Annotated in this window: 10 protein-coding genes and 1 pseudogene; 5 read left to right on the top strand and 6 right to left on the bottom strand. The window is 74.7% G+C overall.

Features of this window, described 5'->3' with window-relative positions; translation table 11 throughout:
- The 6 genes and pseudogenes from amrb99_RS52160 to amrb99_RS48690 all read right to left on the bottom strand — a co-directional run.
- Window positions 1-169, bottom strand: a pseudogene (locus amrb99_RS52160) (deoxyribose-phosphate aldolase); the annotation flags it as partial.
- A complete protein-coding gene (locus amrb99_RS48710) occupies window positions 166-1191 on the bottom strand; it encodes a LacI family DNA-binding transcriptional regulator (protein WP_190868917.1) in 1026 nt (341 codons plus the stop codon). The gene amrb99_RS48710 and the pseudogene amrb99_RS52160, both read right to left, overlap by 4 nt.
- Window positions 1192-1388: 197 nt before the next feature.
- Entirely contained in the window at window positions 1389-2117 is a 729-nt protein-coding gene (locus amrb99_RS48705; RefSeq protein WP_194737868.1) for an ABC transporter ATP-binding protein, read from the bottom strand.
- Window positions 2118-2119: 2 nt separating this feature from the next.
- Entirely contained in the window at window positions 2120-3880 is a 1761-nt protein-coding gene (locus tag amrb99_RS53605; protein ID WP_190868915.1) for a branched-chain amino acid ABC transporter ATP-binding protein/permease, read from the bottom strand.
- Complete coding sequence (locus tag amrb99_RS48695) at window positions 3877-4776, bottom strand: branched-chain amino acid ABC transporter permease (RefSeq protein WP_190868914.1); 900 nt, start codon at window positions 4774-4776, stop codon at window positions 3877-3879. The genes amrb99_RS53605 and amrb99_RS48695 overlap by 4 nt, the downstream gene beginning before the upstream one ends.
- Window positions 4777-4786: 10 nt before the next feature.
- Entirely contained in the window at window positions 4787-5986 is a 1200-nt protein-coding gene (locus tag amrb99_RS48690) for a branched-chain amino acid ABC transporter substrate-binding protein (RefSeq protein WP_190868913.1), read from the bottom strand.
- Window positions 5987-6143: 157 nt separating this feature from the next.
- Between amrb99_RS48690 and amrb99_RS48685 the strand changes: the two genes are divergently transcribed.
- The 5 genes from amrb99_RS48685 to amrb99_RS48665 all read left to right on the top strand — a co-directional run.
- Window positions 6144-7121 (top strand): ornithine cyclodeaminase family protein, encoded by a 978-nt coding sequence (locus tag amrb99_RS48685; RefSeq protein ID WP_190868912.1) that lies wholly within the window; start codon window positions 6144-6146, stop codon window positions 7119-7121.
- A gap of 107 nt (window positions 7122-7228) precedes the next feature.
- Entirely contained in the window at window positions 7229-7840 is a 612-nt protein-coding gene (locus amrb99_RS48680) for a helix-turn-helix domain-containing protein (RefSeq protein WP_190868911.1), read from the top strand.
- 101 nt (window positions 7841-7941) lie between these two features.
- Window positions 7942-9102 (top strand): FAD-binding oxidoreductase, encoded by a 1161-nt coding sequence (locus tag amrb99_RS50425; RefSeq protein ID WP_206700407.1) that lies wholly within the window; start codon window positions 7942-7944, stop codon window positions 9100-9102.
- A complete protein-coding gene (locus amrb99_RS50420; RefSeq protein ID WP_190868909.1) occupies window positions 9099-9413 on the top strand; it encodes a 2Fe-2S iron-sulfur cluster-binding protein in 315 nt (104 codons plus the stop codon). Before amrb99_RS50425 ends, amrb99_RS50420 begins: the two co-directional genes overlap by 4 nt.
- On the top strand, window positions 9410-10470 hold a 1061-nt coding region (locus tag amrb99_RS48665), incomplete at its 3' end, for an FAD/NAD(P)-binding oxidoreductase (RefSeq protein ID WP_190868908.1). The genes amrb99_RS50420 and amrb99_RS48665, both read left to right, overlap by 4 nt.

Below are 10470 nucleotides of genomic sequence, written 5' to 3'. Positions count from 1 at the left end.
CACCCTCCAACGTGGTCAAATCCACCATCGAGATCGCCAGATCGATCGCCTCGGCCTTCGCCGACGTCTTGATCGACCGGGTCGCCAGCCGCGCCGCCCGCTCCTCCGCCCCGACCTGGTCCACAGCGGGCAGGCCGTGCAGGAATCCCTGCAACTCGGTCACGGTCATCGGGTCCTGCCCGCCTTCCTGGGGGTCCGGGGCGGGGCCGTCGAGGCCCGCTCGATGATCTTTATGTCCATGACGATGCGCCGGGGGAGGTCGCGGGTCTGGCTGTCGTCGAAGCGGTGCAGCAGCAGCCGCATGGCGAGGACGCCCTGCTCGGTCATCGGGCGGTCGACGACGGTCAGCGGCGGCCGCAGCAGCGGCCCGGTGTCCAGGTCGTCGAAGCCGATGAGGCTGATCTGCCCGGGGACGTCCACCCGCATGTCGTGCAGCGCCTTCAGCGCGCCCAGCGTGGTGAGGTTGTTCGCCGTGAAGATCGCGGTCGGCGGCTCGGCGAGCGACAGCAGCGACAGGGTGAGCTGGTAGGCGCGCTCCTCGCGGAAGTCGCCGATCAGGTCGAGTTCCGGCGGGATCTCGACGCCGGCGGCGGACACGGCCTCCAGGAACCCGTCCCGCCGGTACCGGCCCGGCGTGGACTCCTGGCCGCCGCTGATCATCGCGATGCGGGTGTGGCCGAGGGCGAGAAGGTGCTCGGCGGCCTGCCGGCCGCCCGCGCGGTTGTCGACGAGGACGGCGTCGAAGCTCTCCCCGTCGGCGAGGTCCCGGTCGATGAACACGACCGGCAGCCCGCTGTCGCGCAGCTGCACCGGGGTCTGCTCGTGCTCGGTGGCTGGGGCGAGGATGATGCCGTCCACCTGGCGGGCCATGTCGGCGAGCAGGTCGGCCTCGCGGGCGCCGCTCTCGTCGCTGTTGGCGAGCAGCAGCCGGTAGCCGCGGTCGCGGCTGACGGACTCCATGCCCTTCACGACCGCGGCGAAGTACGGGTTGGTGATGTCGGGGACGACGACGCCGATGGTGCGGGTGCGTCCCGACTTCAGCGACTGCGCCGCGATGTTCGGCGCGAAGCCCAGCTCATCCACGGCGGCCCGGATGGCCTCCGCCGACCTGACCCGCTGTCCCCGCAGGAACCGCGAGACGGTGGCGGGGGAGACGCCTGCCCGCGCCGCCACGTCGTGGATGGTCGCCACGTCGACTCCCGTCTGTTGCCCAGATCACTGAAACCGTTGTCAGAGAATGATTGCAGCATGGGCGCGGACGATGTCAATAGGCGAGGCGCGCGAAAAGGCGCTGATCTGCAGCTACCGGGCCTCCGCCGCATCGCGGGGCATCTGGTCGTCCGAAGAAACAGAAATCGGTTTCAGTGCTGGACGTCCGGGCGGCTGCCTCAGCCGGTCTCGATGACGGGGTCGCCGCCGAGGTAGGCGGCCTTGACGCGGTCGTCGCGCGCGAGGTCCGCGGCCGGGCCGTCCAGGACGATGCGGCCCGTCTCCAGCACGTAGGCGCGGTCGGCGAGGCGGAGCGTCTGGTGCGCGTTCTGCTCGACGATGAGGACGGTCGCGCCCTGGTCCCGGATCTCGCGGACGACCCGCAGCACCTGCTGCGCCGTCCGCGGCGCCAGCCCCATCGTCGGCTCGTCGAGGGCGAGCAGCCGGGGGCGCAGCATCAGCGCGCGGCCGATGGCGAGCATCTGCTGCTCGCCGCCGGACAGCAGCCCGGCGAGCTGCCCGCGCCGCTCCCCGAGCCGCGGGAACATGGCGTAGACCTCCTCGCGGCGGGCGCTCACCGCGGCGCGGTCGCGGCGCCGCAGGTAGCCGCCGAGCAGCAGGTTCTCCGCGACCGTCAGCGCCGGGAACACCCGGCGGCCCTCAGGGACGTGCCCGAGCCCGGCGGCGACGATCCGGTGCGCGCCGAGCCGGGTGATGTCGCGGCCGTCGAACTCGACCCGTCCCGACCGGGCCCGGTGCAGCCCGGTGAGGGTGCGCAGCGCGGTCGTCTTGCCCGCGCCGTTGCTGCCGAGCAGCGCGACGATCTCGCCCTCGGCGACCTCGAAGGAGATCCCGGCCAGCGCCTCCACCTGCCCGTAGCGGCTGTGCAGGTCCGTCACCCGCAGCAGGGTCACCCCAGCACCTCCGTGACGAGGTCGGTCTCCGGGTCGTCGGGCACGCCGAGGTACGCGGCGATCACCCGCGGGTCCGCCCGGATCTCGGCGGGCGGGCCCTCCGCGATCGCCCGGCCGTGCTCCAGCACGGTCACCCGGTCGGAGATCGACATGACGAGCGCGACGTCGTGCTCGATCAGCACGACGGCGGTGCCGAGCCCGCTGATCCGCGCGATCAGCTCCATCAGCGCGCGCTTCTCGGTCGGGTTGGCGCCCGCGGCGGGCTCGTCGAGCAGCAGCACCCGCGGCTCGGCGGCGAGCGCCCGCGCGATCTCCAGCCGGCGCCGGTCGCCGTAGGGGAGGCCCCCGGCGGGCCGGTCCGCCGCCCCGGCCAGCCCGACGAAGTCCAGGCAGCGGCGGACCGCGTCGAGGTCGGCGCGGCGCGGCGGCCGCAGCAGCGCCCGGTCGCGGGCGAACCGGCCGATCAGCACGTTCTCGGCGACGGTCATCTCGTCGAACAGCCGGATGCTCTGGAACGTGCGGGCCAGCCCGGCGGCGGCGACCCGGTGCGGGGACAGCCCGCGCACCCGCCGCCCGGCGAGCGCGACGGTGCCCGCCGACGGCGGGATCAGCCCGGTGATGCAGTTGAACGCGGTGGTCTTGCCCGCCCCGTTCGGGCCGATCACGCTCACCACCTGCCCGGCGGCGGCGCGCAGCCGCAGGTCCTCGACGGCCGTCACGCCGCCGAACTCCCGGGACAGGCCGTCCACCTCCAGCAGCGCGCCCGGCCCGGCCGGGGCGGGCCGCGCCTCGGCCGTCGCCCGCGCGGGCAGCCGGAACCGGCGCGGCCGGGCCGGCCACACGCCCTGCGGCCGCAGGATCACGATGACGATGAGCAGCAGCGCGAAGAACAGCCCCCGGTACTCCTGCACGGTCCGCAGCGCCTCGGGGAGCGCGACGATGACGATCGCGCCGATCATCACGCCGGGCCGGCTGCCCATCCCGCCGATGATGACCACGAGCAGGATCATCAGCGAGGTCAGGAACGTGAAGCTGGACGGGTCGACGGTGCCGAGCTGCGCCGCGTTCAGCGGGCCGGCGACCGCGCCGACGGCGGCGCCGAGGACGTAGGCGAGCAGCTTCACCCGCCGGGACGGGACGCCGACCGCCTCGGCGGCGGTGTCGTCGGAGCGGATCGCCCGCCACGCGTACGCCAGCCGCGACCGCGCCAGCAGGCCCGTCAGGACCAGCACGGCGACGAAGAACGCGAGCGCCAGGTGGAAGAAGCCGGCGGGCGTGACGACCTGCCGTCCGGCGACCGAGACCGGCGGGATCCCGGTCAGCCCGTTCGGGCCGCCGGTGACGTCCAGGTTCACCACCGTGATCCGGATGATCTCGCCGAAGCCGAGGGTGACGATCGCGAGGTAGTCGCTGCGCAGCCGCAGCGTCGGGTACCCGATCACGACCCCGGCGGCGGCCGCGGCGAGCACCGCCGCCGGCAGCGTCAGCCAGAAGTTCCAGTCCAGCTTCACCATCAGCAGCCCGGACGTGTACGCGCCGATCGCGAAGAACGCCGCGAAGCCGAGGTCCAGCAGCCCGGCATAGCCGACGACGATGTTGATGCCGAGCCCGAGGATCGCGTAGATGAGGATCGTCCCGGCGACGGTGACCTGGTAGTCGTCCATCACCTGCCCGCCGGCCAGCGCGAGCACGACCAGCAGCGGCCAGCCCCCGTACCGGAGCGCCAGGTCCCGGCGCGGCGGGTTCCCGGCCCTCATGCGCGCTCCACGACGCGCTCGCCGAACAGCCCGGTCGGCCGCAGCGCCAGCACCGCGATCAGCAGCCCGAAGATGATCACATCGGTCCAGCGGGACGAGACGTACCCGGCGGCGAACGACTGGACGAGCCCGATGCACACGCCCGCGACCATCGTCCCCGGCAGGTTCCCGATGCCGCCGAGCACCGCGGCGGTGAACGCGCGAAGCCCGATCAGGAACCCCATCCCGAAGCTGATCTGCACGTAGTACAGCCCGTACATGACGCCGGCGGCGCCCGCGAGCAGGGAGCCGACGAAGAACGTGACGAGGATGAGCCGCTCGACGTCGATGCCCTGCAGCCGCGCGGCGTCCCGGTCCATCGCCAGCGCCCGCATCGCGGTGCCGGTGACGGTCCGGGTGACGAACAGCCACAGCCCCGCCATCAGCGCCACCGACAGCAGCACGAGCGCGAGCTGGCCGTAGGTGACGCGGACGGTCCCGCTGAAGATCCGGCCGCCGTCCAGCACCCCGGGGTACGACTTGAACCGGGCGTGCGTCAGGTCCTTCACGCCCTCCTCCAGCGCCAGCGACACCCCGATCGCCGAGATCAGCAGCGCCAGCCGGGGCGAGGACAGCAGCGGGACGTAGGCGGCGCGGGCGATCCCGGTGCCGACCAGGCCGGTGGCGAGCGCGCCCGCCACCACCGCGGCGAGCACCGCGGGCCAGGCCGACCCGCCGGTCACGCCGAGCGTGGTGAGGACCCCGTACCCGGCGAACGCCCCGATCATGAACACGTCGCCGTGCGCGAAGTTGATCAGCCGCACCACGCCGTAGATCATCGAGTAGCCGAGCGCGATCAGCGCCAGGAACGCCCCGATGGTCAGGCCGTTCACCAGGTACTGGACGAACTCGCTCATGCCGCCGCGCTCATGAGGTCTTGGCGTCCACCCAGGCGCCGCTCTTGTCGAGCTTCTTGTAGGCGGTGAACGCGCCGTTCTGCACGTGGACGGTGATGTACAGCGGGTCGGTCCGGTCGCCCTTCGCGTCGAAGGTGATGGGGCCGGTGATGCCGGGGAAGTCCCTGACGCCGTGCAGCCCCTTGATGATGTCGGCGCCCTTCGTCCCGGTCTGCCCGATGACCTTCGCGAGGACCTTCACCGCGTCGTACTCGTAGACGGAGAACGGCCCGGGGTCGGCGCCGTTCTTCGCCTTGTAGGCGGACACGAACCCCGACGCGGCGGGCAGGTCCTTGGCGAGCGGCGCGGTGGTGGCGATGTAGCCGTCCGCCGCGGAGCCGGCCGTCTTCAGGACGGTCGCGTCGGTCGTCGCGTCCCCGCCCATCAGCGTGAACCTCAGGCCGAGCTGCTTGCGCTGCTTCATCAGCAGGCCCGCCTCGGCGTAGTAGCCGGTGAAGTACAGCACGTCCGGCCTCGTCGAGGCGACCTTCGTCAGGACCGGGCTGTAGTCGGACTGGCCGGGCTGCAGCGCGTCCTCGTAGACGACCTGCCCGCCGGCCTGCTTCACCGAGGCCGCCGCGGCGTCCGCGAGGCCCTTGGCGTAGGTGGTGTTGTCGTGCAGCAGCGCGACGCGCCTCGCGCCGAGCGGGCCGGTCATGAACTTCGCCGCGACCAGGCCCTGGTTGTCGTCGCGCCCGCACGTCCGGAACACCTTGCCCTTGCCGCTGTCGGTCAGCGACGGGTTGGTGGAGGCGTCCATGACGAACGGCACGCTCCGCCGCCCGTAGATCGGGATCGCGGGCACCGCCGCGCCCGAGCAGTAGCCGCCGGCGACCGCGACCACGCCGCTGTTGAGCAGCTTCTGCGCGGCCTGCGCGCCCTGCTGCGCGCTGCACTGGTCGTCCGCCTGGACGATCTTGATCTTCTTGCCCTTCACCCCGCCGGCCTTGTTGACCTCGTCGGCGGCGACCTTCGCCGCGGCGAGGATGTCCTGGCCGGCGGACGCGGAGTCGCCGCTCAGCGGGGCCGGCACGCCGATCTTGACCTCGCCGGATCCGCCGGAGCCGCCCGACTCGCAGCCGGCGGCGAGCGGGACCAGCAGCAGCCCGGCGCCGGCCGCCGCGAGCCCGTGCGACCGCGCTCCGCGGCGCCGTGGTTTCGTGGACGTCATCGGTGCTCCCTCGCTCGTCAGGCGGGTTGGCAAAAGCGTGATCCGTCGACGGACGGCCGTCGAGACGACGAAGCATGCGATCTCATGTCGTGATCGGTAAGCACCGCTTGCCCTTCCGGGCTCGACAGCGCGGGGCGCGGCTCGCGAGGATCGCCGCATGGCCGACGTCCTGCTGCTGTCCGCCGCCGACGTGCGCGCGGTGTTCGACCTGCCGGCCGCGATCGGGTCGCAGCGCGCCGCGTTCGCGGCGCTCGGCACGGGCGAGGCGCGGCTCGCGCCGCGGGTCCTGCTGGACGGGCCGGACGGCGCGGTCGCGTTCGGCTACCTGTCGCGGCTCCCCGGGACCGGCGCGGTCGCGAAGTTCGGCAGCGTCACGCCGGGCAACGCCGCGCGCGGCCTGCCGACCGTCGCGGCGCTGGTGACCGTGCAGGACCCCGTGGACGGGCGGCCCGTCGCGATCATCGAGGGCGAGGCGGTCACGACCCTGCGGACGGCCGCGGCGAGCGCGGTGGCCGCCGACCACCTCGCGGCCCCGGGCGCGTCCCGGCTCGCCGTGGTCGGCTGCGGCGTCCAGGGCCGCGCGCACGTGCGGGCCATGCTCCGGGTGCGTCCGGTCGAGCGGGTGACCGTGGCCTGCCGCAACGCCGGGACGTGCGGCGCCGCCGCAGAGCTGGCCGCGGAGCTGGACCTGCCGGTCGAGGGGACCGGGGACGTCCGCGCCGCCGTCGCCGGCGCGGACATCGTCGTCACCGCGACGACCAGCGCGGAGCCGGTCGTCCTCGGCGAGTGGCTCGAACCGGGCTGCACGGTGCTGAGCGTCGGCTCGTTCGCGCCCGACCGCAGCGAGGTCGACGGCGCGCTCCTCGCCCGCGCGGCGGCCGTCGTCGTGGACGACGTGGCCACCGCCGTGCGGCAGGCCGGCCCGATCGTGGCGGCCCTGCGCGACGGCCGGCTCGGCGAGGACCGGATCCGGGCCCTCGGCCCGATCGCCGCCGGCCTCGCGCCCGGCCGGGACGCGGCCGGCGACGTGGTCTTCTACAACAGCGTCGGGCTGGGCGTGCAGGACGCCGCGGCCGCCGCCGTCATCGTGGACCGCGCCCGCGCCGCCGGGGCGGGCAGGCTCGTGGCGCTGTAGCGGGCCGATCCGCCCGGCGCGCGGCGCCGTCGGTAAACTACGTGTTCGTTAAAGCGAACGCAAGGGACGCGGGCGATCGGCGTCCCGCGGGCGAAGGGGGCGGGCACGTGGGCGGTCCGGGCGAATCGGTGCGGGACGTGCTGGCGGGCAACCTGCGCCGCGCGCGGCTGGAGCTCGGGCTGTCGCTCTCGGAGCTGTCGCGCCGGTCGAAGATCGGAAAGGCGACGCTCTCCCAGCTGGAGGCGGGCGCCGGCAACCCCACCATCGAGACGGTGTTCAGCCTGTCGCGCGCCCTGGAGGTGCCGATCTCCGACCTGCTGGACCACCAGGAGCCGTCCGGGCTGACCGTGGTGCGCGGCGCCGACGTCGAGGTGCTGCGCGGCGAGGGCGTCGACCTGCGGCCGCTGCGCGGCATCGAGTCCGGCGGAGCGATCTTCGAGGTGTACGACCAGCAGGTCAGGGCCGACTCCCGGCAGGACTCGCTGGGCCATGTCGGGACCGAGCACACGATCGTGCAGGCGGGCCGGCTCGGCGTTCGGGTGGACGACCGGGACGTGGAGCTCGGGCCCGGCGACTACGTGAGCTTCGATGCGCGGCTGCCGCACACCTACACCGCCCTGGGCGGGCCCGTCCGCTCCGTGCTGCTCCTGCAGTACCGCTCCGACCAGCGGCTTCACGCGACGCCCGCGGAACCGCCGCACCTGGTCGAGACGCCGTGACGGCGGTCTCATCCGCGCGTTGACAGCGCGCGGCGCACCGACATACTCTCGGGGTCGTTCGGTTTAACGAACGCCCTGGACGGTGCATGGTGGGAGGGTCGATGACGCGGGTCGTGGTGCTGGGCGCCGGGATGATCGGTGCGGCCTGCGCCCGCGAGCTGGCCCTCGCGGGATGCGCGGTCACGGTCGTCGACCGGTCCGGTCCCGCCGCGGGCACCACCGCGCACGGCGAGGGCAACGTCCTGGTCTCCGACAAGGGGCCCGGCCCCGAGCTGGAGCTGGCGAAGCTGTCCCGCGAGCTGTGGCCCGCGATCCTGGACGGCGACCCGAACGCCGGCGCCGCCGAATGGGACCCCAAGGGCGGCATCGTCGTCGCGACCACGCCCGAGGGCGCCGGCGCGCTCGCCGAGTTCGCCGAGGGCCAGCGCAAGGCCGGGGTGACCGCCGAGGAGATGGACGCCGCCGCGCTCGCCGCCGCCGAGCCCCACCTCACCCGCGACGTCGCGATGGCCGTCCGCTACCCCGAGGACGCGCAGGTGCAGCCCGCCGGCGCCGCGACCGCCCTGCTGGCCGCCGCCGTCCGCGCCGGAGCCGAGCTGCGCACCGGCCGCGAGGTGCTCGGCGCCGTCCGCCGCGGCGGCCGGATCACCGGCGTCCGCACCTCCGCCGGGACGATCGAGGGCGACGCGGTCGTCAACGCCGCCGGGCCCTGGTCGGGGGAGGTGGCGAAGAGGCTCGGCGTCCGGCTCGACGTGCGGCCCCGGCGCGGCGAGGTGCTGGTGACCGCGCCGATGCCGCCGACCGTCTTCCACAAGGTCTACGACGCCGACTACGTCGGCGCCGTCGGCAGCGCCGCCGAGGACCTCCAGGCGTCCGCGGTCGTCGAGGCCACCCGCGGCGGCACGATCCTGCTCGGCTCGTCGCGCCGCCGCGTCGGGTTCGACGACCGGCTCCGCCCCGAGGTGCTGTCGGTCATCGCCGCCAAGGCGCTCCGGCTGTTCCCGATGCTCGCGGACGTGCCGGTGATCCGCGCCTACGGCGGGTTCCGCCCGTTCGTCCCCGACCATCTGCCGGTCATCGGCGCCGACCCGGAACTGGACGGCCTCTGGCACGCCACCGGGCACGAGGGCGCCGGGATCGGGCTGTCCGCCGGGACCGCCGCCGTGCTGCGCGACCTGATGCTCGGCCGCGAGCCCGCGATCGACGCGGCGCCGTTCCGCGCCGACCGGCCCGCCGTCCAGTCCGAAGGAGAGAACCTGTGAGCGCGAGACTCGTGCCCGCGGCCGGGGACGCGGCCGGGCGCCGCCCCGACGTCCCGCTGCGGATCACCGTGGACGGCGAGCCCGTCGACGGCGTCGCCGGGCAGACGATCGCCGGCGTGCTGCTCGCCTCCGGGCGCCGCACCTGGCGGTCCGGGCCGTCCGGCGCCCCGCGCGGCGTGTTCTGCGGGATCGGCGCCTGCTTCGACTGCCTCGTCACCGTCAACGGCGTCCGCGACGTGCGGGCCTGCCGCCGCCGCGCCCACGACGGCGACGCCGTTGCCACCCAGTCGCGTGGTGAGGACGCCCGATGAGCCGTCACGTCGTGGTCGTCGGCGCTGGACCCGCCGGTCTCGGTGCCGCGGCGGGCGCGCTGCGCGCCGGTGCGGACGTCACGCTGATCGACGCGTCCGAGCACCCCGGCGGCCAGTACCACCGGATGCTCCCCGATGCGTTCGCCGCCGCGCGCCCCGGACGCCTGCACCACGGCTGGCGCGGCTTCGAGCGGCTCCGCGACCGCGTCCTCGGGCATCCGCGCTGCGACTGGTGGCCGGAGAGCACCGTCTGGTCGCTCGAACGGCCCGACGAGGGCGCGCCGATCGTCCACGTACTGCGCGGCGAGGCCGACGCGGCCGGACGCGAGCGCCGCGTCCTGCGCCCGGACGCGCTGGTCCTCGCGCCCGGCGCCCACGACCGCGTCCTGCCGTTCCCGGGATGGGAGCTGCCCGGCGTCTACACAGCCGGCGCCGCGCAGGCGCTCGCCAAGGGGGAGCGCCTCATCGTCGGCGACCCCGTCCTGATCGCCGGTTCTGGACCGTTCCTTCTCCCGGTCGCCGCATCGCTGATCGAGGCCGGCGCCACCGTCACGGAGGTGCTGGAGGCCAACCCCGCCGCGACCGTCGCGCGCGGCTGGGCCCGCCACCCGTGGGAGCTGGCCTCGCAGGCCGGCAAGGCCGGGGAGCTCGCCGAGTACGCGGGGCTGCTGGCCCGGCACCGCGTCCCGTACCGGACGGGCCGCGCCGTGATCGAGGCCCGGGGCGACGGGCGCGTCGAAGAGGCGGTCACGGCGCGGCTGCGTCCCGACTGGTCGGTCGTCCCCGGCACCGAGCGGACCGTCCCGGTGGACGCGCTGTGCGTCACCCACGGCTTCAGCCCGCAGCTCGAACTGCCCGTCGCGGCCGGCTGCGCGCTCACCCGCGCGCCCGGCGGCGCCTTCGCCGAGGTGGACGCCGACCAGCGCACCACCGCGCCCGGCGTCTACGCGGCCGGCGAGATCACCGGCATCGGCGGGGCGCCCGCCGCCCGCACCGAGGGCCTGCTCGCCGGCTGGATCGCCGGGGGAGGCGACCCCGCCGCCCGCGAGGCGGCCGC

Source organism: Actinomadura sp. RB99, from assembly GCF_014706005.1.
Classification (GTDB): Bacteria; Actinomycetota; Actinomycetes; order Streptosporangiales; family Streptosporangiaceae; genus Spirillospora.
Note: the sequence above shows the minus strand (reverse complement) of the source record. Positions and strands in the feature narration are given on the sequence as shown.

Excerpts from the sequence above, each read along its gene's own strand:
- amrb99_RS53605 (WP_190868915.1), bottom strand. The coding sequence starts at position 3,880 with ATGAGGGCCGGGAACCCGCCGCGCCGGGACCTGGCGCTCCGGTACGGG.
- amrb99_RS48695 (WP_190868914.1), bottom strand. The coding sequence starts at position 4,776 with ATGAGCGAGTTCGTCCAGTACCTGGTGAACGGCCTGACCATCGGGGCG.
- amrb99_RS48690 (WP_190868913.1), bottom strand. The coding sequence starts at position 5,986 with ATGACGTCCACGAAACCACGGCGCCGCGGAGCGCGGTCGCACGGGCTC.
- amrb99_RS48685 (WP_190868912.1), top strand. The coding sequence starts at position 6,144 with ATGGCCGACGTCCTGCTGCTGTCCGCCGCCGACGTGCGCGCGGTGTTC.
- amrb99_RS50425 (WP_206700407.1), top strand. The coding sequence starts at position 7,942 with ATGACGCGGGTCGTGGTGCTGGGCGCCGGGATGATCGGTGCGGCCTGC.